The organism is Chryseobacterium sp. MIQD13 (assembly GCF_050496705.1).
Classification (GTDB): Bacteria; Bacteroidota; Bacteroidia; order Flavobacteriales; family Weeksellaceae; genus Chryseobacterium.
The window spans coordinates 461,357-485,242 of record NZ_JBNWAF010000002.1 but is presented as its reverse complement, the minus strand read 5'-3'; the positions used below and the strand labels follow the sequence as shown (position 1 = coordinate 485,242).

Here is a 23,886-nt window from a genome sequence, read left to right as displayed (position 1 = left end):
TTTCAGATTTTATTAAAATTCCGAATTTTAATACTGTTTTAGTGTTTTTAATATCCGCATTATCAGTTGATTATGCTATTTGTGTCTTTTTGCATATTGTACGGATAATTCTCTTCAATCTATCTTTGCCGAAGAATTTTCTCATTCTAAAAACCACAAATTAAATGAAAAAAATAAACACATTGATGAAAAGTGTAGTGGCTGGAGGATGCTTTTTGATGAATATTGTTAATGCACAAGTTGGTATTAACACGTCAAGTCCTCAGGCCGTACTGCACACCGATGGCGCCAAAGATAATCCGGCTTCAGGAGTTCCAACCGCTGCTCAGGCTGCCAATGATGTAGTATTCACTGCCAACGGAGAAATAGGAGTGGGAACTCTTACTCCTGCAGTAAAAATAGACGCCCGGTCTGCTAATAATGCGGATAACTCTATTGCAATAGGAGAAACCACCCAAACGGCATCTGCGGCAGGATCAGGAGCGATGAGGTATAATCCGCTGAATGGCGGGAAAATGCAGTACTCGGACGGAGTTGTATGGCAGGACCTTATTTCTTCGCCTACAAAAGCTGTGGTAGTAGCTAATCTTCAGGCCGCGAACTTTGCTGTTAAAGTACCTTATCAGACCTCTACCGGAATCTCAGGATGGACAGAAATTTCTGACCCTACTGCTAATTTTATTCCATCAACAGGAATCTTCACAGCACCCAGAACCGGAGTTTACTTAATCTCTTTTACCTATGACTTTGTAAGAATTCCTATTGTTTCAGGATATTTTTCAGAAGCCAGATATGTTGTTAACGGAAGCAGTGTTGTTAAAAAATGTGTTAAATCTTTTTCAAATACCTCAAAACAGGCACAGGTTGCAGGTTCATGCGTTGCGGGGGTTCAGCTTAACAAAGGAGATACTTTTCAGCCACACATTTACCAGTCGGTATATAACGGAAGTCTGAGCTTGAGAACAGATACCACTCCGGCAAGTAATGAATATGGTTTTGTAAATCTCTCTATTGTAGAACAATAACACACTTGATATGAAAAAAAGATTAGCAATTGCTTTAATGATCGGAGGAAGTCTGTTTATTAAGGCTCAGATAGGAATCAATATGTCTGCACCCGAAGCAATACTGCATGTAGATGGGCAGAAAAATACAAATCCGGCAACTCCAGCCAGTTATTACGATGATGTGGTTGTTACTTCTTCAGGAAATATGGGAGCCGGAACAAAATCTCCTAAAACAAGATTAGATCTACGATCCAACGAGCGCTTGAATGCCTTAGGTATTGGCGGAACATCACAGACGGCTTCTGCAGCTAAGGCAGGTGCGATGAGGTACAATTCCGGAACAGCGGATCTAAGTTATTCCAACGGGACTTCCTGGGTTGCACTGGCACACAAAGCTCCCAACGATTTTGTGGATGCAGAAAACTCTTCCACACAAAGTTTTACCAGCGGAACACAGGCTGCTGTTATTAACTGGACGAAAAAAACAGATGTTAACGGAAGTTTTAATTCGGGATCAGGAATTTTTATTGCCTCCAAAACCGGGGTATATATTGTCTCTTTTACATTTTCACTGGCTTCCGGTTCTATTGCCAATGATTCACGTTATGAAACCCTGATTCAGACCAATTCTGTTTCTTCATCGACTAATAAGGTCTTCAAATGTGTAGGCAGCTATCCGGGAACGAATTCACTTTCCAACCGCGTAGCAGGAGGCTGTTCGGGGATTTTCAACCTTAATCAGGGAGATAATATTACCGTAAGCCTTAATCAGGCCTTAGGAACTGCTAAAACATTAGATGCAGACGGTTCACTGACTTCTTTAAGTATTTTCGGATTATAAAAACAGAAATGATGAAAAAAAGATATTTATTAATAATTTCAGTCTTAAGTTTCAACTTTGTCTTTTCGCAGGTTGGAATTAATACACCAAATCCGGCAGGGATTTTTCATACAGATGGACAGAAGGACAATCCCGTATCAGGAACTTCATTTACACCTGCCCAGCAAAGTAATGATGTTTTGATTACAAATACAGGGAAAATAGGAGTGGGAATGCATAGCCCGGCTGTAAAGATAGATGCCAGAAATTCAGGAAACGGAGCAATCGGCTTCGGAACTTCTTCACTTACGGCAGCAGCGGCAGACGAAGGAGCAGTTCGTTACAATACAGGAATGGAATATTCCAATGGAAATGAATGGCTTCCCTTACTCACTGCCCAGCCGGCAGTAAACAAAGTCATTGTTATTGCAGCAAAAACAGATAATACGGTAAAACTGGTAACCCCTTCCGCAGCTACCACTACAGGGCTGCAGAACCGTGCGAGCAATTATCTGGTAGGATGGACGAAAGCTTTTGAAAGTAATTCAGGAAACAATTTCAATGCTTCCACAGGAATTTTTACAGCTCCCCGAAATGGTGTTTATGTGGCTACTTTTACTACAGACCTGGCTCCTCTTGCAATCAATTATACGACAGATCCTTTGAATCCCATTCAGATAGAGGCTATCTGGCAACTCTATGATAATACAACCGGGGTACTTGCCACAAATATTGTAAACACAGTGAAATGTGTCAATACGATGTCCTCAAACAGTAACGGGAATATTGATGCAGGAAGTAATTGTACAGCCTCTTTTTATATGACTGCCGGACAGCGTCTGATGCCTTATATCTGGTTTAATCTGAACGGATTAGCCACAGCAGGGTTTTCTCTTAATAATACAGGAGGATACAATAACCTTACCATAGCAGAGCAATAATCAGGCAATCCCTTCAAGTGCTTTGATAAAAGCGGAAGGATGCATTCCTGTAATTTTTTTAAATTCCAGCGAGAAAGCACTGTGAGAAGAGTATCCGGTGATTTCTGCAAGGTGATTGATTTTATATTTACGGTATTGAGACTCATTTTTCAATTTATCAACAATGTAATTGATCCTCAGATAATTGATGTATTGATTGAAATTGAAATTTTTATGTTTCTTAATAACCGCAGACAGATATTTTGTGTTCACGTTCAGTGCATTAGATAAATTATAACGTGAAATATTTTTTTTGTTGAAGTCAAAGTTCTCTTCAAAGGCTTTTAAGCCTGTTAGAATAAGTTCTTCCGTTTCAGGGGATATTTTTATATCGGCCGGAATGCTGTTTCCCGATTGATCTTCAGCCTCCTGGGGATCATCTTCATAAGCAACAGGAGTAATTCCTTCCTGATAAATTTGGGCAACAGCTTTTTTGTGTTTTTTTCTGAGGTTGAGCATGTTAAAAATAGCTGCTCCCAAAACGACAAGAAGAATGATACAGGCGGCAATCAAACCTTTGGAGAGGCTATGGCTTTTAATTAACTGTTTGTCAAAATTCTCCTCTTTCTGGCTGAGGGTTTTATTAACAGCCATTTTTTGGTTGTACACCACACTATCTTTTAATTCAAGATTTTCCAGTTTGTATTTTTGAGCATTGGGGAGATCGCCAATTTGTTTGTAAGCGGTTTCCAGATTTTTCGTGATTTCTATCTTCTTTTCAGTAAAACCGTATTGACTGACAATTTTTAAAGCTTTCTGATAATATGAAACAGCACTGTCCTGTTTATTCTGCTGAGAAAACGAGTACCCGATATCATGAAGAATGCTGGCTTTCAGGTAATGATTATCATTCCCAACTAATGCAAGTGCTTTCACAAAAAAAGACTGGGCTTCATCAAACTTTTTGACTTCAGATAGATTATACCCAAGATTGGTATAGGCCGAAACCAGAAGCTCATTCCTTCTGGGAGTGTTTTTGATCTGCTGAAATTCCCGGACTGCATTTTTAGAGTAAGATGCTTTCTTTTGGTATTCATCCTGATTAAGAAGGATCAAAAAAGAATTATAGATCATCCCTTTCAACTCATGTCCTTCATCAGTATTTTCATTTTTTATTTCGGACAACCCTTTGTTAAGGCTTTGTGAAGCTTCTTTTAGCAACCCAAGTTTTGCATATTGTGTCCCCTGCATTCTGTAGGCAAGAGCTTTTCCAGGTGCATAATTGTTCTCTGTAGAAATTTTCAGTGCTTTTTCCGCAAAGTCCAGTGCTCCTTTTGCATCTGATTTTAAATAACTATTGAATGATTTCAGATAATAGGCTTTTGCAAGATAATCAGGCTGATTTTTTCTCTGTGCAGAATCTATAATGGTATTCAGAACAATTTCCGAACTGTCCGGATTTTTTGAAGACAGCAACCGGGCATATTTATACCGTCCCTCAAAATCAAATTGTTGAGAGAATATAAAATTTGAAAATAAAAGGAAGAGAAAGAATGTAATTTTTTTCTCCATCTGGGTTTATTTTTTTTCGTATTTCCAGTTTCTGGATTTTCCTTCGGCTATCCATTCCAAAGATTGTTCCATTCTTTTATTTCTGGTTGCTTCAGTTTTAGCTTCCGTGATCCAGTTGATGTATTCTTTCCTGAAAGACAATGATCCTTTTTCAAACACAGCTAAGGCATTTTTATTTTTGTTCAAGGCCGACTGGAAATAATCAGGAATTTCAGTTTCCGTCTTGGATGGCGCTGCTTTTTTCACGGTAACTCCCATATCCGTAAGCTCCATTGCTTCTTCGATTGCTTTTTTTAGCAGTACTTTGGGAGGGAGATCCCCAACTTTTGTGATCTTTCCTAAGCTGAACATCGAATTTTTTTCAATGTCTTTGGTAATTTCCTTCATTGTCTGCATTTCTTTTTCCAGCCAGAATCCGAAAGTACAGTGTTGTTTGAAGGAAGCCATTGCGCAGAGAATTTTTCCTTTATACATGAAATTGGGAAAGCTCCATTTCATGGCTTCTTCTGCATCAGGACAGAATTCGTGAACGGTTTCCCGGATATAATTCAAAACGGGTTTTGCAAAATCCTGAGATTTTTCAATATAAGTGTCTATTTTTGGGCTGTGCTTTTCCATGGTGTTTATTGGAATAGTTGTACGGTTTCATTGACAAGGAACTTTACCTGATCAGGTCTTCCTCTGTCATTTTTAGGATTATTGCTGTAGCTTCCGGTTCTTACAATCACCATATTGTGTTCAGGAACCATAATAATATATTGTCCCTGTAATCCCAGGAAATAATAATGCTTAACGGGGTTATCATGATTGATCCAAAGCCCCATTCCGTAGATTTTCTCAGATTTTGGTGTAGGCGTTCGCATCTGCTCAATAAAATCTGTGTTGAGGATCTGGTTTTCACCCACTTTTCCGTCATTTAAAAATAGCTGTCCCAGTTTCGCATAATCTCTTGCATTGGAGTGAATACAGCAATAGGTTTTCTCCATTCCATAATGGTCGGTACTCCATGAAGCATTCTGCTCCATTCCCATCGGAATCCAGAATTTTTCGGATAAATAACTGGCTAATGTTTGGTTCAAAGCCTTTTTCAGAGCAAACCCCAAAAGTTGTGTAGATCCGCTCTGATACTCATATCTGGTTCCTGGTTCTTCTTTAAATCTTCTTGAAAATACTGCTTTCATAAGATTTTTGCCATAATAGGCTTTAGCATTGGGAAGAAAAGGATTATTGTAATTTTCATCCCAGTCCAATCCTGCTTCCATCTGGGCTAAATTTTTGAGTGTCACTTCACTTCCGAATTCTTTTTCTTTAAATTCAGGATAATAGCCGGAAAGCTTTTCATCTATATTCCTGATAATACCTTCTTCCAGAGCTTTTCCCAGCAGCATTACCGTAACAGCCTTCGCCATAGAGAAAGAGTTGGTATGAGAAAGCTGGTTATAGCCGTCCCAATACTGTTCATGAAGTATTTTTCCATTTTTTATGACTACAAAAGCTGCTGTTTTGGAATGCTTCAAATTTTCAACCACATGTTCCGGCAGTTCTTTATGGTTATATTCAGGAGCTTCTGCCCATAATATGGGCTCTTCAGTAGCGATGAGGTTACCGGGGAACAGGATTCCGTCATCAATGTATGCACTGGATTTTCCTTTGAGATAGGTTTTGGAAATCCCGCTGAATAAATAATCGTATCCCAAAAGATAAACTGCGGCTACACCTACGGCTGCTCCGCCTATTACATATTTTAATACCTTCATATGATCATGAGTATCAGTCTTAAACAAATTTAAAATAATTTTGACAAGAAAATGAGAAAGGAACGGTAAATAAACTATTTTTGCGATAAATGATGAAAAATATGACCAGAAAACTCATTGTATTTGTGTTTTTCATTTTTTCGGTGACGGGGATTGCCCAGACCTATAAAATGATTGACACCGCAGATTATTTGCAGAGAAAAGAATTTTTAAAAAGTTTTGCCGGGAATAACGAGGTTTTTATTAAAAAATTAAAATCACAGTATTCCGGAAAGACAGGTTCGGAGCTGTCTAAAATTTATAAGGAATTCGGAACCGATTTCGAAAAACAGGTTAAAAACAAAGATTTTATTTTCAAATCTGAATTTGAAGCTGAAATCAAAACCCTGATCCAGCGTCTCAGAAAAAATAACCCAAACATCCCCCAGGATCTGAAAATTCTGGTGGCAAGAGATAATACTCCCAATGCCTATTGTCTTGCAGACGGTACTTTTGTAATTAATATGGGGCTGTATAACTGGCTTAATAGTGAAGACCAGATCGCAGCAGTGATCACCCATGAATTAGGACATAAAATAGATGAACATTCGCTTAAAACATTTTTAAGCATCATTGAACAGGATCAGCTGGATAAAATAACCGTACAAAATCTGAAAGAAACGACCATAAAGCGAAGCCAGAGCCAAAATCAGAAAGCCTTTGATATTCTTAAAAACCGTGCCTATAAAAAAGGAGTGGAGAGAAGAAAACAGGAAATGCAGGCAGATTCGCTGGGTTATATGATCTTTAAGAACAGTGACTTCAAAAAAGTTGAGTTTGTTAATGCATTGCAGCGCCTGCAGGATTTTGATACGATTTCTCCCCGTGAATTGAAGATAGAAACCTATAAAAAACTTTTTGATCTTCCAAAGCAGGCTTTCAATGAAAAGTGGATGAAAAAAGAAGATTTTTCGCTCTACAACTATAATTTCTATAAAGAAAAGCTGGATAAAGATTCTCTGGCATCACATCCCGAAATGTCCAGAAGGATTGAAAAGCTGAAAAAGATTTTTGCAGAACTGAAAACGCCTGCAGAACAGGAAAAAGTTTCTGAAACGTTTACAACATTAAAGAAAATGGCGAGGATGGAAATTCTTCCCAATTTTTTTCACTCTGAGGATTATGGATTGGGAATTTACGTATCCATGCAGTTTTTGCAGGACGGGGAAGAGGAAAAATATTATAAAGGCTGGCTGGGTAAATGTTTCTCGAAAATATATGAAGCCCGGAAAAACTACAACCTGAACCGCTATCTGGACAGGATAGAACCTAAAAATCAAAGTGAAAGTTATCAGCAGTTCCTGAACTTTATGTGGAATTTAAGCCTGGATGATATAAAAAATATAGCAGATTTTTATCAGAGCAGTTACCAAATAAAAGAATCCTGATAATTACATCAGGATTCTTATTTTTTAATAGTTCAGCTTTTCTAAACGGATCTTGTTGAATTTCTCTTTTTCATTATATTCACGGAGAAGAATGTAACCTTCTTTCCCTACATATGGTGTAACGGCATAGTTGTCTTTTTCAGAGATAGGAATGATTTCCTGCTTGAATTTTCCATCAATAACAGTGTTGATAAAAAGATTCCATTTTTTCTGTTTGGTCACTTCATCTTTCTGATAATCGCGGTAGAAGAATACAACATCTTTTCCGCCGTTGAGGTACTGGGAGAAAAGATAATCGCTGTTTACCCATTTTGTTTTTTCCTTTTCAAAAACCTGTACATTTTTGATCTTAAAATCTTTATCGGTATAAATATAAACAAGGTCTGTAGTTTTAGGGGCATTGTACTGGCCGGCCGGTTTGTATTTTTCGGTAAGGATACCCACGCTTCCGTCATTCATAAAATACATATCCTTGGTCTGAAGCATATAGCCGCTTTCCACCATTCCGTTGGCATTGATTTTCGGAAGAAATGATGCAAAATCCGGTTTGAAATTGATTTGTTTCGTATCTACGGTAAAATTGGATTTATTGACCATCATTCTTGCGTAACCTATAAAATCATATTTGGTGAAATTTCTTCCCATTAAAACAATCTTGTCATCAAATGTCTTATCATTGTCCAGACTGCTGCCGTATCCGAGGGAGAAACTGTCGATCAGATCAATGGTAGTATCGGAAAGCCCTGTGATAGGTTTGTTGGCAGCTTCTTTACCTGTTTTCATATCAATCACAACAAGGCTGAATGATTTTTTGTCATCATCCGCTTTTTTCATGATGCAGTACATATAGTTTTCATCCCTTTCCAGAACAGATAAAGTGGAGAATACTTTTTTGTTGCCGTCAGTATTATACTTATACCTCCAAAGCTCCTTTTTATTATCATCGAATTTAATGATGCTGTTGTTATTCACATATTTTCCGTAATCTTTGTATTCTATGGCAAAATAACCACCTTCCTTCACTTCTCCCACTGCGGAAACATAATTGTAGCCTTTTTCTTTTTTCTCCTCGCGGTTTTCCTTGCGCTGTGCTTTCCAGTTTTTAGGCTCATTAATCTCCTTGAAAGTGCCGTCCTCAAGATAATCATAGTACACTTTTCTCTTAATGGTATTGGTTTTCGGATCTATTACCATGGAAACCGGTGTGAAGATCTCCCTGCTTTTTACCAGGGAATAATCCATCATCGACGGTTTTAAAATGATCTGTCCTTTAAAATCTACATACCCAAGGTAAGAAGCGGCTGTAATATCTCCTTCAAACTCTTTGTTGGCAACAGGATTAAGATTTTTATCAAGGATTACATATTCGAATTTCTTCGTTTTATCCCCTGTTTTTCCGTAAGAATAGAGGGATACATAACCGTAAAGATTGTCTTTGTCGTCAAATAAGGCATTCATTCCCACATGATCACCGGCGGCAAGCGTCGTGAGATCCTGTGTCTGGGAATAGGATAGGGTTTGGAATAATCCAAAGATTACAAAATATATTTTTTTCATGGATAAAATTTTTGTTTAAAATAGTAATTAAATTCAGAGAAATATTAATAATTCAGTCTCTCCAGACGTATTTTATTAAATTTTTCCTTTTCATTGAATTCCTGAAGGAGTATATAGCCTTCTTTTGCCATAAAAGGAATCATAATATTATTGTCTGAAGACATTGGCAATACTTCCTGTTTCCACTGTCCGTTTATGAATGTATTGATAAAGAGGTTCCATTTCTTTTCCCTGTTTTTTCTTTCAGTGTCGGCATAGAAAAATACCATATCTTTTTTATCATTCAGGTATTGTGAGAAAAGATAGGTGCTGTTTTTCTGAGTAGGGTAGACTTTGAGGTTTTTCAGCTTCATTTCTGGATCAAAATTCATCATGATGATATCCGAAACGGCATTGTTTTTCCTGCTTATTTTCTGAAAAATGACAACAATATCATTGTTTTTCAGGAAACTTACTGATTTTATGTCAATGTCTTTAGAATCAAAAGGTTCTTTAAGCTCTTCTATATCTTTATGACTGCTGTATACATCATCAAAAAGGTGAATTTCATTAAATGACAGCTGACTGGTACTTTTATCATAAATAAGCTTTACAAACCCCTCATTGTAAAAATTAAGCGGTCCTCCGGAGTATCTTAGTAAAGATGTCAGTTTATCGTTTGTATTATATTTGCTGTTTATTGCTCCGTCTACGGAATTCAGGGTAACATAAAGATTGCTTTCATAAGGAAACGGAAGTATGGACATTACCTTTCCAGTTTTCAGATCAAATACCATAAAATTGTATTCCGAAGCATCTTTCTGATGCTTATTGACTTTTGCGATCAGAATATCATTGTCGTAATTTACAATCTTAAAGTTGACGAAATTGTATTTATTATCCTGATCAAAAAACTTATAATCCCAGAGTTTTTCATTTTTATTATTGAAAAGTTTCAGAGAGATATCTTTAAACAAAGGTCTGTCGTATTTGTATTCAAAAATAAGTGTCTGATTGTTATTAAGCCCTATGACTTCAGAAGTTAGCTCATACCCTGAAGTTTTCTTTAAATTTTTGTTGTCTTCCTTCTGCTCTTTATTGGTTTTGGAAACAGATACCGGGGTAAGATCTGTTCCGTCATACTGAAGGTTATCTTTCTTTTTGATCTGATAATCATTGAGATTGATAATAAAATCTGAAGGTGTGTAAAATGAAGTATCAAAAGCATAGTCATATGCACTGAAAGAAGGGGTAATCACTAACTGTTTTTCTGAATTGATATAGGAATAATATTCAACAGCTGTCTCATCACTTTCGAAATTTCCTGTGGAAAGGGAATTGAGATTCTTATCAAAAATGATATACTCTAATTTGTTTTTCTTTTTATTGTTTTCCGTTTTCCCTAAATCATAAAGCGCAAAATAACCGAAAAGGTTTTTATCATGATCTGAGATAGATTTAAGACCCAGATATTTTCCGGTAGCTAAAGAAGCGAGATCCTGGGTTTGAGAAAAGGCAAGAGTCTGGAATAATCCAAACACCAACAGGTATAGTTTTTTCATTATGTGTGTTTTGACAAAAATAATAAATTATGGAATATGTTGGAAAGGTTTCATTTTATTCATAAAAGCTGTTCTAATGGTCAAAAATAATTTATACTGTCTGTGTAATCTGCGAGAAATTTTTAACTCCCGCAGATTACGCAGATGTTTATGATATAAATGATGAATAAAAAAAGCCCCGACCGGGGCTTTAATCTATATTTTAGAAAGTAAATTTCTGAAATTCGTTTTCTCGTCAATGATTCTTCTTAATTCAGAAACAGGAACTCTTTCCTGCTGCATCGTGTCTCTGTCTCTTATCGTTACCGTGTGATCTGTTAAAGAATCGTGGTCGATAGTGATACAGTAAGGAGTACCGATCGCATCCTGTCTTCTGTAACGTTTTCCGATTGCATCTTTTTCTTCGTAGAATAAGTTGAAATCATATTTCAGGTCATTGAAGATTTTTTCTGCATATTCTGCCAAACCGTCTTTTTTCATTAACGGAAGGATAGCTGCCTTAATCGGAGCCAGTGCAGGAGGTAAAGATAAAACCGTTCTTTCTGAACCATCTTCAAGCACTTCATCTTTCAAACAGTGAGAGAATATGGAAAGGAATAGCCTGTCTAAACCTACAGAAGTTTCCACAACATACGGAACATAGTTTTCATTTCTTTCAGGATCGAAGAACTGAAGCTTTCTTCCTGAATACTCTTCGTGAGCTTTTAAGTCGAAATCCGTTCTGGAGTGAATACCTTCCAATTCCTTAAATCCAAATGGGAAGTTGAATTCAATATCAGCCGCTGCATTTGCATAGTGAGCCAGTTTCTCATGATCATGGAATCTGTAGTTTTCATTACCCAAACCAAGAGCTAAGTGCCAGTTCAGACGTTTTTGCTTCCAGTTTTCATAGAATTCAAGTTCTGTTCCCGGAGCTACAAAAAACTGCATTTCCATCTGTTCAAATTCACGCATTCTGAAGATAAACTGCCTTGCAACAATCTCATTTCTGAATGCTTTACCGATCTGTGCAATACCGAAAGGAAGCTTATGACGTGAAGTTTTCTGTACATTTAGAAAGTTAACGAAGATACCCTGAGCTGTTTCAGGTCTTAAATAAAGGTCCATTGCAGAATCTGCAGAAGCTCCTAATTTAGTACCAAACATCAGGTTGAATTGTCTTACCTCCGTCCAGTTTTTAGAACCGGTATCAGGATCAGCAATTTCCAGCTCTTCAATTAAAGCTTTTACATCTGCAAGGTCTTCATTTTCAAGAGATTTTGCCAATCTTGAAAGAATAGCTTCTCTTTTTGCTCTGTATTCAAGAATCTTAGGGTTGGTAGCTTCAAACTGAGCTTTATCAAAAGAATCACCGAATCTTTTGGCTGCTTTTTCAATTTCCTTGTTTTCTTTATCTTCAATTTTAGCGCAGTAGTCTTCTACCAGAACATCTGCTCTGAAACGTTTTTTAGAATCTTTATTGTCAATCAATGGATCGTTGAAAGCGTCTACGTGGCCTGATGCCTTCCATGTGGTAGGGTGCATAAGGATCGCGGAATCAATACCCACAATATTTTCGTTAAGCTGTACCATAGCTTTCCACCAATACTGTTTGATATTGTTTTTTAATTCGGCACCGTTCTGTCCATAATCATAAACAGCGGATAAACCGTCATAGATCTCACTGGAAGGGAAAATAAAACCATATTCTTTAGCGTGAGAAATCACTTTCTTGAAAACATCTTCTTGCTTTGCCATAATTTTTTTACGTCTGATGTGCAAAAATATGAATTTGGATTCCAATTTCATGAAATTCAGTAAAAAAAGCGATTAATAATAGTTCAAATAGTTATATTTTAATTTTTAGGAGCCGGGAACCTGCTTTCGTTACTCGCTTTTTATTGGATTGGTTGCGGCGGCGAAGCCGCCGCAACCAATCCAATAAAAGAGCTCAAACATGTCGCTCAATCAGGGCTAATCAGTTGAAAATTTCTACTTTTGTCCCATGTTAGAAATTCTTTATCGCGACGAGCATATTATTGCCATCAATAAACCCAGCGGATTACTGGTTCACAAGTCTTTTTATGCTGGAGAAGCCGATACTTACGCCATTCAGGAATTGAGAAAGCAAATCGGACAGAAAGTTTATCCGGTGCATCGTTTGGATCGAAAAACTTCGGGTGTTTTATTGTTTACTTTAGATAAAGATACGTTGAGAATGATGAGCACTCAATTTGAGGAAAAAATGGTAGAAAAGAAATACATAGCTATTCTCCGGGGTTGGGCAAAAGAAGAAGAAACGATCGATTATGATTTAATTAATGAAAATGAAGTCAAACAAAATGCAATTACTTATTATCGTCGTTTGCAGACTTCGGAAATAGATTTACCTTTTTTGAAACATCAGACTTCTAGATATTGTCTGGTGGAAGCTGTTCCTCAAACAGGAAGATTTCATCAGTTGAGAAAACATTTTAAGCATATTTTACATCCAATTTTAGGCTGTCGTAAACACGGTTGCAATAAACAGAATAAATTGTGGCTTCAAACATTTGGCATCAACAAAATGACGCTTCATGCACATCAATTGATGTTTAATCATCCTATTTCTGATGAAAGAATTATGATAAATGCAACGATAGATGAGGAGTTCAAAAGAGTAGGGGATATTTTGAATTTCGATTTGAGTTTGTATTCTTAGTGTTTCCGGCATTCTTGCTATTGTTGGCTTCAGTCTCGACTTTAATCAGGTCAACTCTCAACTAAAATCAGTACCTTTGTATTCCAAAAAAAGGCATGTACAAAAACCTGATCCGTCCCATTCTTTTTAAATTCGATCCCGAAGAAGTTCACTACTTTACCTTTTCAATGCTGAAAAATCTTCCTTTTCTGACGAAGCTTTTTCTTCCCAAACCCGTTGAAGATAAAAGACTGGAAAGAGAAGTTTTCGGGCTGAAATTTAAAAACCCGGTAGGATTGGCAGCTGGTTTTGATAAAAATGCAGTGCTTTTTAACGAACTTTCAGACCTTGGATTCGGATTTATTGAAATCGGAACTCTGACGCCGAAAGGGCAACCTGGCAATGATAAGAAAAGACTTTTCCGTTTGCCGGAAGATTCTGCGATCATCAACAGGATGGGTTTCAACAATGATGGAGTAGATGCTGCTGTAGAACGTCTTAAAAAAAATAAAAACGTCCTGATTGGCGGAAATATCGGAAAAAACAAAGTAACTCCAAACGAAGAAGCGGTTAACGATTACAAGATCTGCTTCGAAAAGCTTTTCCCTTACGTAGATTATTTCGTAGTGAATGTAAGTTCCCCGAATACCCCCAATCTCCGTGCGCTTCAGGATAAGGAACCTTTAACAGAACTTTTGGGAACACTGCAAAAGATGAATGCAGAAAAAGTAAATCCAAAACCGATTCTCCTGAAAATAGCTCCGGACCTATCGGATGATCAGCTTCTTGATATCATTGATATTGTTAAAGAAACCAAAATTGCAGGAGTTATTGCTTCAAATACAACACTTTCACGCGAAAATTTAACCTCAGAAAATAAATCTGAAACCGGTGGACTTTCCGGAAAACCGCTTACCAAAAGATCCACAGAAGTGATCCGTTTCCTTTCGGAAAAAAGCAACAGAGCTTTCCCGATTATTGGAGTAGGAGGAATTCACACGGCGAAAGATGCTATTGAGAAACTGGATGCCGGAGCGAGTCTGGTACAGCTTTACACAGGCTTTATCTATGAAGGCCCCGAACTGATCAATGAGATCAATAGAGAACTTTTAAAGAGAGCCAGCAGGCTGCCAAGATAAAATATAAGAGAGTTTAACAGCTCTCTTTTTTATTTTGATTTTATCACAGAAGCATTTTTTGCATCAACAGTAAGAGTATAAGCTGGAGAAGTTGTGGTTTTATTGATTTTATATTTTAAAATCTTCCGGTCTTTGGATTTTGTTTCAGTAGTGTCGTAGATATTCTGCAGGCAGCTTTCAGTCAGAAATTCTTCATAGTTTTTATAATTCCAGTCCTTTGTAAAGTACAGGATTCTATAACCTTTTTCGCCTTCACTTGCACCGCACATTCCACATGCGTTGAAATTGGACATACGTTCAAAATATAAAAGAACCCTGTTTCCTGTATTGTCGGATTTGTAGGAGATCATTTCGTTTCCGCCATACCTGTCTATGAAATCATAGGTGTTTATTTTCTTATTATCAGGCAGGATGAGGTAATTATTAAACCTGTAAATCATATTGTCAACGGTAAATAATTTTACAGCATAGGTTTTATCTTTCAAATGGAAGTTTCCGGTAATATCTGTATGCGGGTCTTCATTTGTAAAATTAAAGACTTCTTTAGGCTGCAAAGTTTGAGCTATACTATCCGTTTTTTCGATCAGTCGGGGAGAAGTAATCTTGTCCTGAAGTATTTTAAAACTTTGCTTTTGTTTACTTCCAAAATGATAAAGGTATAGCTTGCCATAATCATAAATTCCGGACAAAGGAATCTTCTTCTGATGTTTGTCGTAATAATACCATCCGTCTACAAAATGCTGGTATTGACTGCAATCTACAATTCCGGTGTAATTTAATTGCATGGTAATGGGTATTCCTGCAATTTCTCCTTTGAAAATCTGTGAGGAATCTGTTATTGCTTTTAATTCAACTTTCTGACAGAAACAGAGGACAGAAAGGAAAAGAAATAAAGTGATACATAGTTTTTTCATGGTTGGTTTTGAATAGTTTTTTTAGAGGAAGAAATTGGCAATCGTGTAGATGATCAGTCCCACCAGTCCGCCAACGAGAGTTCCGTTGACCCGGATAAACTGAAGATCTTTTCCTACTTCCAGCTCCAGTTTTTCGCTCAGCTCTTTACCCTGCCAGTTTCCTACTGTAGAACTGATAAGGTTTCCAAACTGGTGCGTATTTTTAAGAATATACTTATAAGCAGTTACTCTTACCCAATGGTCAATTTTATTCTGAAGATTTTCATCTGTTTTTAAGTTTTCAGAAAATTCATTCAGGTTTTTAGTAAGATAGTTTTTCAAAGAAGATTGTTCATCCTGCAATTCCTTCATCAAAGTTTTCTTAATCGAAACCCAGATATCACTGGAATATTCTTCTAATTTGTCACTCTTCAGAAGGCCATTTTTTATGCTTTTAAATTCATCATCCCATTTCGGATCTTCCTTCAGATCTATAGAAAATTCCTGAATTTTTCTGGTAACCAGATTTCGGATTTCATGTTCCGGATCTTCTTCAATTTCTTTAAAAAAATCAGAAAGTCCGCTGGCAATTTTATCGGCGATTTTATTGTCAACAAAAGCAGGAATAAATGAATAACTCCCTTTCTGTACGCGGTCTTTAATCATTTCATCATTCTCGATAATATAATCTTTGATCTGCCTGGAAAGATTGGTGACGATTCTCTGATGATCATTTTTTTCCAGAATATAGCCTATCCCGTTTCCCACTACTTTATTAAGTTTGATATCATCCGTCATTTCTGAAACTTTCTTGCTGATGAACTGACTCACAGAAGTATCATCAAGCTTATTGAGAATATCCAGAACAATATCAGAAAGATTTCTGATCAGAATATCCTGGTTTTTCTCCTTACCAAGCCATTCTCCTACAAAATTTGAAATTTTTAGTTTTTGGATGTATGGACGTATATTCTGTGGCGAAAGGAAATTGCTCACCACAAAACTGCCAAGATTATCACCCAGTCTCTGTTTGCTGTTTTCAATAAGATTGGTATGCGGAATCGGAAGTCCCAGTGGGTGACGGAATAAAGCGGTTACAGCAAACCAGTCCGCCAGAGCTCCCACCATTGCAGCTTCGGAAAAAGCTTTTACATAGCCAATCCAGTGCGAATTGTTTGATTTTTGTAAAATAGTGGTAACAATGAAAATAACAGCCATCAGGATAAATAATCCGGTGGCAAACATTTTATATTTTCTCAGTTGTTTTCTTTTTGCTTCATCATTCATATTCTCAAATTTACTAAATTTGGTAATGAAACCACCATTCCTGAACCGGAATGAAATTTATGACTAAAATTTACAATGAAATTTTTAGTTTTCATCATATTATTAATCATTTTGCAGGCATGTCCGCAGAAATCTCAGTCCACTAAAATACCTCCTATGGAAAATAAAGAAGCAAAAAACAATCCATACTATTCAAGAACAGATACTACAAAATTGGATATTTCCGATGAAGAATGGAAAAAAATCCTTACTCCCGACTTATACGCCATTTCCAGAGAAGCTGCTACGGAAAGAGCATTTACCGGAAAGTATAATGAATTTGATGAAATCGGAGATTATTATTGTGCAGTCTGTGGCAATCATCTGTTCCGCTCTACCTCAAAATTTTCCAGCAGCTGTGGGTGGCCAAGCTTTTTTGAAGCAGATAAAGAAGGAGTGTATTACAAAAGAGACAGCACTTATGGAATGGAAAGAGTAGAAGTACTTTGTAAACGATGTGACTCTCATCTTGGGCATGTTTTTGATGATGGCCCGAAGCCTACGGGACTGCGTTACTGTATGAATTCTATAAGCCTGGAATTTGTTTCGGATCCGAAAAATAACATCCTTTAATTCACGAAATCAGGAAGTTAAAGTTTCTTAAATTCAGTTAAACTTTGTGGACTTATATGGATCTGGTAATTATGTTTTTATAATTTTGCCTCACTAATTTGGAATTTAACAGTATTGAATGAGAGGAATTTATAGTGTATTAGGCCTGTTATATCTGGTCACGACTTCATTCTATATTTCGCCGGGAAAGGGTGTAAAGAATGAGAATACAAACACAGCAAAAATTGAAAAAGTAGCAGACACGAAATCTGAGAAGACAGCCGGAACAGCATCTTCATCAGAGGAATTGTACAAATCAATTCAATTCGAACCTGAACATGAACTGAATTACGAAGTTTTCGCAAAAGCATTAACAGGTTTTGAAAATTTAAAAAAAGCAGGATTGCTTAACCAGGACTCGCATTTATTGACTATCTGCGATTTTTCTATGTCTTCAAATACAAAAAGACTTTGGGTGATTGATACCAACGAGAAAAAGGTACTGTTCAATTCACTGGTGGCACACGGAAAAAATACAGGTGAAGAATTTGCGACGAATTTTTCTAATACGGAAAGTTCGCTGCAGAGCAGCTTAGGATTTTATATCACGGATGCCACTTACCAGGGAGACAACGGATATTCTTTGAAATTGCTGGGAATGGATAAGGGGTTTAATGATGCGGCGTACAGAAGAGCTATCGTTATGCATGGAGCAGATTATGTAAGTGATGATTTTGCGGCAATGCATAAAAGAATCGGAAGAAGCTGGGGATGTCCTGCGGTGCCGAAAGCATTAACGCAACCGATTATCAATACGATCAAAGGAAGAAATTGTCTTTTCATCTATTATCCGGATCAGAATTACCTTTCTTCATCAGAATGGTTGAAATCATAATTATTTAAGAATGGAAGTTACCTCGGAATTTATTTCTGCTGTCAGGCTGATGAATAATCCTGATGAAACAAGTACTTTCGAAAAAGGTAAAATTCCGACTTTACAACCTATGAATACAACTACTTTTTGGGTAAGCAGTACGGTTGAAGATTGGCAGAAAGCTACTCACCCGGCTCCAAGAAGGCAGTATGTAGTAACCTTGAAAGGTAAAATAAGATTTAAAGTAAGCAATGGTTCTACATTTCTTATTGAGCCCGGAATTATTCTCTTGGCAGAAGATACCAAAGGAGAAGGACACAGCTGGGAATTGGTGGAAGGTGAAAAATGGGAAAGGCTTTATATCCCGATTGCTGATCATGCTGAGGACTATTTTATTTCTGATGCGAAATAGAAAAGTACTTTAAAACTTCTTAAAATTAATGATACAATAAAAAAGCAGTCTATTTTGACTGCTTTTTTGTGTGATTTATTTGAATTTCTTGAAAACCAAAGTTGCATTATGCCCTCCAAACCCAAAGGCATTGCTTAATGCAAAATTAATATCCTTCTCTTTAGCTTCTCCAAAAACAATATTTACATCTTTAGGAATGTTCTCATCAATATTGTGAAGATTGATGGTAGGAGGAATAATCCCATTTTCTACTGCTTTGATAGAAAGAATTGCCTCGGCAGCACCTGCGGCACCCAATAAATGTCCGGTCATAGATTTTGTTGCACTGATATCAAGGTTTTTGCTTCCCCCGAATAATTTGCTGATTGCATTCAGTTCTATCACATCTCCAATCGGAGTAGAGGTTGCATGGGGATTAAGATAATCAATATCTTCTATATTGGCACCCGCTTCTTTCATGGCAAGCTGCATGGCTTTAATAGCACTTATTCCATCCGGATGAGGTGCAGTCATGTGATAGGCATCAGCTGTCATTGCCGCTCCTGCAAGTTCTGCATAAATTTTGGCACCTCTTGCCTTTGCGTGTTCATATTCTTCCAGAATTAATGCTCCGGCGCCTTCTCCCATAACAAAACCATCTCTGTCTGCATCATAGGGACGGCTTGCACTGGCAAAATCATCATTTCTGGTAGACATAGCTTTCATCACTGAGAAACCGCCTATGGAAGCTGGTGTGATAGCAGCTTCGGAACCACCGCTTATAATTACTTTTGCTTTTCCGAGACGGATATAATTGAAAGCATCCATCAAAGCTGTATTTCCCGTTGCACACGCTGAAATAGTTGTATAATTGATCCCCTGCAGGCCGAATTTCATGGAGATCATTCCTGAAGCCATATTGGCAATAAATTTAGGAACAAAGAAAGGATTGAATTTTGGTGTTCCGTCTCCGTTTGCAAAATTCATCACTTCACCTTCAAATGTTACCATACCGCCCTGTCCGGTTCCCCAGATTACGCCTGTATCAAACGGATCCATTTTTTCCAGTTCAAGTCCTGAATCCTTAATCGCTTCAGTAGAAGCATACATGGCATATTGTGAAAATAAATCGCTTCTTTTTATTTCGTTGTGGGTCAAATGAACCTTTGGATCAAACCCTTTCACCTCACATGCGAAGTGTACTTTAAATTTTTCTGAATCAAAATGAGTAATTAAGCCTGCTCCGCTTACCCCATTAATACTGTTTTGCCAAAAATCTTCGACATTGTTTCCCAAAGGCGTCACTGCGCCCAGTCCTGTAATGACAACTCTTTTCATATCTAGTTATTAATTTTGAATAGATTAGAGGTTCCCCTGGCAATTAATCTTGTTTTATCTGCGTTCCATATTTCGCATTGTGCATTGACAAATTGCCTGCCTCTTTTTATAATTTTCGTTTCGGCTACAATATTATCATTTTCTTTTGCAGTTGAAAAATAATCGATCACATTATTGATAGTTGTTATGAAAGAATTTTCATTCAGGGAGAACATCGTGGCTCCAATAATATCGTCAACGATGGCTGCCGTTACACCGCCATGAAGATTTCCAATAGGGTTGAGCCACTCAGGTCTTACAGTATACTGAAACTCCAGATGCCCTTCTTCTGCAGAAAGTATAATGGGATTAAGCCATTTCATAAATGGTGAAGGGGATTCATCAAACTCCTTTCCGATGAATTGCTGCAGTTGTGCTAATCTGTCCATATTTGTTTTCTGTTTTTATTTTTCTAAAATCATAGTTACACCCTGTCCCCGCGCGGCACAGATAGAAATAAAGCCCTTTCCGCTTCCTTTTTCATAGAGGAGTTTGGCTAAGGTTCCGATAATTCTTCCGCCTGTCGCGGCAAAAGGGTGAGCTGCGGCAAGACTTCCTCCTTTCACATTCAGCTTATTCCTGTCGATGGTTCCCAATGCTTTTTCCAGACCGAATTTTTTAGCAAGATCATCATTTTCCCAGATTTTGATGGTGGCAAGAACCTGTGCTGCAAATGCTTCATGAATTTCATAATAATCAAAATCTTCCAGGTTCATTCCTGCTTTTTTGAGCATTCTGTCTGCAGCAAAAACTGGGGCAAGCAATAAATTCTGCTTGTTTTCAACATATTCAATTCCTGCAACTTCTGAAAAAGTAATATATGCCAGAACAGGAAGGCCGTTGGCATTAGCCCATTCTTCACTGGCGAGAAGAACTGCAGAAGCTCCGTCTGTAAATGGTGTTGAATTTCCGGCTGTTAAAGTCCCGTTTTCTTTATCAAAGGCAGGTTTCAGCTGAGAAAGTTTTTCAATGCTGGTATCTCTTCGGAGATTATTGTCTTTGTCTAAGCCGAAAGCAGGAATAATCATATCATCAAAAAATCCTTCATCATAAGCTCTAGCCATATTTTGGTGGCTTTTGAGAGCCAATTCATCCTGTTCTTCGCGCGATATTTTATAATATTTTGCTGTGATTTCTGTATGTCCACCCATTACCAAGCCGGTTTTGGGCTCCTGCCCTTTGTAAGGAACCGGCATCCAGTCTTTCAGTTTTGGGCTTAGCAGCTGTTTTAGTTTTCCAAACGCTGATTTTTCCTTATTGGCTTTCAACAAAGCTTTTCTTAATCTGGGAGCGGATTCAAACGGAATATTGCTCATTGCTTCAACACCGCAGGCAATACCACTTTCAATCTGTCCCAGTGCGATTTTATTTCCAATGTAAACTGCTGCTTCAATTCCTGTATCACAGGCTTGCTGCAGGTCACATGCTGGAGTTGCAGGATCAAGAGATGTGTTCATTACGGATTCCCTGATGAGGTTGCTTTCTGAAATGTGTTTGATAACAGCACCGCCAGCCACTTCACCAAGAAGTTTCCCCTGCAGACGATATTTGTTGATCAATCCGGTAAGAGCTGCTTCCAGAAGCTCTTGATTATCCAAATCAGCATATGCAGTATTGATTCTGGCAAAAGGAATCCTGCTGTATCCTACAATAGCTACTTTTTTTGTTTCCATATTGAAAAATTTTTATGATGGAAGTAATTTTAATTCTTTATCGATGGTGAATAATATTCTGTCTAAGGCCAGATGCAAATAGTTTTCATCCTCTGTTGTTTTGGCCAGAAGTATTCCGCCTTCAATAAGCATGATGAAAAGCGATCCGTATTTATGGGCATCTATATCCGGATGGATCTCTCCGATTTTTTGCCCGTCTGAAATAACATTCGCTATTTTTTTAATCCAGCCTTCAAATGATTGAATAACCTGCTTTTTCAGACATGGAAAAGTGTCATCAGCTTCAGTGGCTGCATTCATCAGGGGGCAGCCTCCGTTTTCAAAAACGACTTTCCAGTTTTTCCGGTAAAAACTTACAAAAGCATTTAACTTATCAATGGTAGTCGGAAATTCATCCCCTAAAGATCTTGCCATATTTTTTGAAAGGAGGCCGGAATTGTATTTGTATACCTCAAGGGCGACTTCATCTTTATTGCCGAAATTTCCATAGATACTTCCTTTGGTAAGGCCGGTAGCTTCTGTAATGTCAGATAAAGACGTAGACATATAGCCTTTCGTGTTAAACAAAGAAGCTGTTTTCTCAATGATAAACTGTTTGGTCTTTTCTGCTTTTGACATATAAGAATCTTATTTCTATACAAATATATAAAAAATATACCAATCGGTATATTTTAAATTATTTTACCACTAAAGCCACAAAAGATTTGGCTGCTTAAGCTTGGTGAACCTGTAAAAAAGATCTGTGAAATCTATGGAATCTGTGTGAGAAAAATATACGATAAAAATAAACCATTAAGTTTTTTAGCAATGAAAAACTTAATGGTTCAAATAAAGAAATTCTAATATAATTAAGCTAAAGTAGCATTCAAAGTAATTTCAAAATTGAAAGCTGCGCTCACCGGACATCCTTCTTCGGCTATTTTAGCGTACTTCTGAAATTCTTCTTCTGATAATCCCGGAACTTTTGCAGTAAGCGTCAGTTCAGATTTTGTAATTTTTCCAATACTTGGATCAAGAGTTATAACAGAAGTTGTTTTTAATTCTTCCGGAGTAAAACCTGCCTGGGAAAGCTCTGCACTCAATTTCATAGTGAAGCATCCTGCGTGTGCTGCTGCAAGCAGTTCTTCAGGATTTGTTCCCACTCCGTCCGCGAAACGGCTGTTGAAAGAATACTGGGTTTCATTTAAAGTTGTGCTTTGAGTAGTTAAATGTCCTTTACCTTCTTTGATGTTACCGTTCCAAACGGCTGTTGCGTTACGTCTCATAATGTTTGCTTTTTGTTGTTTTTAATATGTTGTTTTGATGATACAAAGGTAGAATGGCTATTAGCGAAATTCAATAGATAAAAAGGCTTAAAAATTGTACTTTTTTCCCGAGGAATAATTTTTTTTGAAATTTGAGGGTGTGTTTCCCGTTTTGTTGGTAAAAAGCCGGTTAAAATAGGCCGGATCTTCATAACCAAGATTATAGGCAACCTCTTTAACAGGTTTGTCAGTATAGATCAAGAGCCTTTTCGCTTCCAATAAAATCCTGTTGATGATCAATTGGTTGGGAGATTCCAAATTCAGGCTTTTAAACTTGTGTGTTAATGTTTTTGGGGCCATATGAAGAAGTTCGGCATAATCTGCCACATTATGTTTTTCTCTGAAATGAATTTCCAGATGCCTGCTGAAGTCTCTGAAAATATCAAATTCGCTGCTGGGAATTCTCACAGTATCATTATTAAGATGCTGCTTTTTCCAGTTTCTGGTGGCGCGGATGATTATTTGTTTTACATACGTTCTGATCATTTCCTCAGCAGAGGAATCTTTCCATTCCAGTTCATTCTTTATATGCTGAAACAGGTTTTTAATATCGGAGGCTTCCGTATCTGTAAGTTCTACAAAGGGTATTTCAAATATATTATGAAAAAGAAGTCCGTCGCAGGCCACTTCTTTATCATGGATCTGGATGCAGTAAAAATCACGGTTATAATATAATAATATGGCTTCTTCTTTTCCTTTTTCTATTGTCAGATGCTGATTGGTAAGAAAGAATAAGGACGTTTTTGAAACTTTGTAATGATTGAAATCTATCGTCAGTTCATAACCTTCGGGGATGAAAAGGATTTTAATATCATATCCGAATTGAGTTCCATTGATTGTTCCCAGATTTTCTTCAGAGAACATTTCAAGTCCGAGTTTTTTATAATGATCTTCAAAAATAAGCTGTTCCTGCATACAATTACTTTAGTTTAAAGATACAAAAAAGAAGGTTTTAAGATTACCGGGAAATAAAGTTCATTATGTAAAAACATTATCTTTATCTGGGATAAGGAATATTTTCAATATTAATTCCACTTTTTTAATTAAAAACTGATAAAAAATAAAAATTATATATTAGTTGATTGGTTTTTTATCAA

Annotated in this window: 23 protein-coding genes; 9 read left to right on the top strand and 14 right to left on the bottom strand. The window is 37.1% G+C overall.

All coding sequences use genetic code 11. The annotated features are described in order from the left end of the window. Nucleotides 1-164: 164 nt before the first annotated feature. From ACQWU4_RS09235 to ACQWU4_RS09225, 3 genes are read left to right on the top strand one after another with little or no spacing between them, the layout of a single operon-like run. Nucleotides 165-1,025 (top strand): hypothetical protein, encoded by an 861-nt coding sequence (locus tag ACQWU4_RS09235; protein WP_429935478.1) that lies wholly within the window; start codon nt 165-167, stop codon nt 1,023-1,025. A 10-nt stretch (nt 1,026-1,035) separates the two neighbouring features. After that, on the top strand, nt 1,036-1,848 hold the full coding sequence (locus ACQWU4_RS09230) for a hypothetical protein (RefSeq protein ID WP_429935477.1): 813 nt from the start codon (nt 1,036-1,038) through the stop codon (nt 1,846-1,848). 8 nt (nt 1,849-1,856) lie between these two features. Further along, a complete protein-coding gene (locus tag ACQWU4_RS09225) occupies nt 1,857-2,768 on the top strand; it encodes a hypothetical protein (protein WP_429935476.1) in 912 nt (303 codons plus the stop codon). On the opposite strand, the gene ACQWU4_RS09220 is transcribed toward ACQWU4_RS09225, so the two are convergent. The 3 genes from ACQWU4_RS09220 to ACQWU4_RS09210 are packed head-to-tail and all read right to left on the bottom strand — an operon-like array spanning nt 2,769 to nt 6,076. Continuing rightward, nucleotides 2,769-4,319, bottom strand: coding sequence for a tetratricopeptide repeat protein (locus ACQWU4_RS09220; RefSeq protein WP_429935475.1), 1,551 nt, complete (start codon nt 4,317-4,319; stop codon nt 2,769-2,771). 6 nt (nt 4,320-4,325) lie between these two features. Next, nucleotides 4,326-4,937, bottom strand: coding sequence for a YdeI/OmpD-associated family protein (locus ACQWU4_RS09215; protein ID WP_429935474.1), 612 nt, complete (start codon nt 4,935-4,937; stop codon nt 4,326-4,328). Nucleotides 4,938-4,942: 5 nt separating this feature from the next. Continuing rightward, entirely contained in the window at nt 4,943-6,076 is a 1,134-nt protein-coding gene (locus ACQWU4_RS09210) for a serine hydrolase domain-containing protein (RefSeq protein ID WP_429935473.1), read from the bottom strand. Nucleotides 6,077-6,177: 101 nt separating this feature from the next. Between ACQWU4_RS09210 and ACQWU4_RS09205 the strand changes: the two genes are divergently transcribed. Then, nucleotides 6,178-7,503, top strand: a complete 1,326-nt coding sequence (locus tag ACQWU4_RS09205; protein ID WP_429935472.1) for a M48 family metalloprotease — start codon at nt 6,178-6,180, stop codon at nt 7,501-7,503. Between the two features lie 24 nt (nt 7,504-7,527). Here the strand turns inward: ACQWU4_RS09205 and ACQWU4_RS09200 are convergent, their stop codons facing one another. From ACQWU4_RS09200 to ACQWU4_RS09190, 3 genes are all read right to left on the bottom strand, one after another. Continuing rightward, nucleotides 7,528-9,060 (bottom strand): hypothetical protein, encoded by a 1,533-nt coding sequence (locus tag ACQWU4_RS09200; protein ID WP_429935471.1) that lies wholly within the window; start codon nt 9,058-9,060, stop codon nt 7,528-7,530. 44 nt (nt 9,061-9,104) lie between these two features. Further along, complete coding sequence (locus ACQWU4_RS09195; protein ID WP_429935470.1) at nt 9,105-10,601, bottom strand: hypothetical protein; 1,497 nt, start codon at nt 10,599-10,601, stop codon at nt 9,105-9,107. 195 nt (nt 10,602-10,796) lie between these two features. Further along, nucleotides 10,797-12,338, bottom strand: a complete 1,542-nt coding sequence (locus ACQWU4_RS09190; RefSeq protein WP_184164131.1) for a glycine--tRNA ligase — start codon at nt 12,336-12,338, stop codon at nt 10,797-10,799. 247 nt (nt 12,339-12,585) lie between these two features. Here ACQWU4_RS09190 and ACQWU4_RS09185 point away from each other — a divergent pair, with 247 nt between their 5' ends. Together ACQWU4_RS09185 and ACQWU4_RS09180 are read left to right on the top strand one after the other, a co-directional pair. Then, the gene (locus ACQWU4_RS09185; RefSeq protein WP_429935469.1) at nt 12,586-13,281 is read left to right on the top strand and encodes a pseudouridine synthase; all 696 of its coding nucleotides are present in this window, start codon (nt 12,586-12,588) and stop codon (nt 13,279-13,281) included. Nucleotides 13,282-13,376: 95 nt separating this feature from the next. Continuing rightward, nucleotides 13,377-14,399, top strand: coding sequence for a quinone-dependent dihydroorotate dehydrogenase (locus ACQWU4_RS09180; RefSeq protein ID WP_429935468.1), 1,023 nt, complete (start codon nt 13,377-13,379; stop codon nt 14,397-14,399). A gap of 29 nt (nt 14,400-14,428) precedes the next feature. Here ACQWU4_RS09180 and ACQWU4_RS09175 read toward each other — a convergent pair whose 3' ends face one another. Both ACQWU4_RS09175 and ACQWU4_RS09170 read right to left on the bottom strand, forming a co-directional pair. After that, nucleotides 14,429-15,313 carry a hypothetical protein gene (locus tag ACQWU4_RS09175; RefSeq protein WP_429935467.1) on the bottom strand — a complete coding sequence of 295 codons (885 nt, stop codon included), beginning with the start codon at nt 15,311-15,313 and terminating at the stop codon, nt 14,429-14,431. 21 nt (nt 15,314-15,334) lie between these two features. Then, a complete protein-coding gene (locus ACQWU4_RS09170; RefSeq protein WP_429935466.1) occupies nt 15,335-16,579 on the bottom strand; it encodes a DUF445 domain-containing protein in 1,245 nt (414 codons plus the stop codon). 75 nt (nt 16,580-16,654) lie between these two features. On the opposite strand from ACQWU4_RS09170, the gene msrB reads away from it, so the two are divergent. The 3 genes from msrB to ACQWU4_RS09155 all read left to right on the top strand — a co-directional run bounded on the left by msrB (nt 16,655) and on the right by ACQWU4_RS09155 (nt 18,456). Then, nucleotides 16,655-17,191: a peptide-methionine (R)-S-oxide reductase MsrB gene (gene msrB / locus ACQWU4_RS09165; RefSeq protein ID WP_429935465.1), complete on the top strand. Its 537-nt coding sequence runs from the start codon at nt 16,655-16,657 to the stop codon at nt 17,189-17,191. 118 nt (nt 17,192-17,309) lie between these two features. Then, on the top strand, nt 17,310-18,065 hold the full coding sequence (locus ACQWU4_RS09160) for a murein L,D-transpeptidase catalytic domain family protein (protein WP_429935464.1): 756 nt from the start codon (nt 17,310-17,312) through the stop codon (nt 18,063-18,065). Nucleotides 18,066-18,075: 10 nt separating this feature from the next. Beyond that, complete coding sequence (locus tag ACQWU4_RS09155) at nt 18,076-18,456, top strand: hypothetical protein (protein ID WP_429935463.1); 381 nt, start codon at nt 18,076-18,078, stop codon at nt 18,454-18,456. 75 nt (nt 18,457-18,531) lie between these two features. Here ACQWU4_RS09155 and fabF read toward each other — a convergent pair whose 3' ends face one another. The 6 genes from fabF to ACQWU4_RS09125 form a co-directional block, all read right to left on the bottom strand. Next, on the bottom strand, nt 18,532-19,773 hold the full coding sequence (gene fabF / locus ACQWU4_RS09150; RefSeq protein WP_429935462.1) for a beta-ketoacyl-ACP synthase II: 1,242 nt from the start codon (nt 19,771-19,773) through the stop codon (nt 18,532-18,534). 2 nt (nt 19,774-19,775) lie between these two features. Further along, nucleotides 19,776-20,201, bottom strand: coding sequence for a PaaI family thioesterase (locus tag ACQWU4_RS09145; protein WP_429935461.1), 426 nt, complete (start codon nt 20,199-20,201; stop codon nt 19,776-19,778). Between the two features lie 15 nt (nt 20,202-20,216). Next, nucleotides 20,217-21,485, bottom strand: coding sequence for an acetyl-CoA C-acetyltransferase (locus ACQWU4_RS09140; protein ID WP_429935460.1), 1,269 nt, complete (start codon nt 21,483-21,485; stop codon nt 20,217-20,219). 12 nt (nt 21,486-21,497) lie between these two features. Then, nucleotides 21,498-22,103, bottom strand: coding sequence for a TetR/AcrR family transcriptional regulator (locus tag ACQWU4_RS09135; protein ID WP_429935459.1), 606 nt, complete (start codon nt 22,101-22,103; stop codon nt 21,498-21,500). Between the two features lie 230 nt (nt 22,104-22,333). After that, on the bottom strand, nt 22,334-22,750 hold the full coding sequence (locus tag ACQWU4_RS09130; RefSeq protein ID WP_040993352.1) for an OsmC family protein: 417 nt from the start codon (nt 22,748-22,750) through the stop codon (nt 22,334-22,336). 87 nt (nt 22,751-22,837) lie between these two features. Beyond that, on the bottom strand, nt 22,838-23,704 hold the full coding sequence (locus ACQWU4_RS09125) for a helix-turn-helix domain-containing protein (RefSeq protein WP_429935458.1): 867 nt from the start codon (nt 23,702-23,704) through the stop codon (nt 22,838-22,840). Nucleotides 23,705-23,886: the final 182 nt, after the last annotated feature.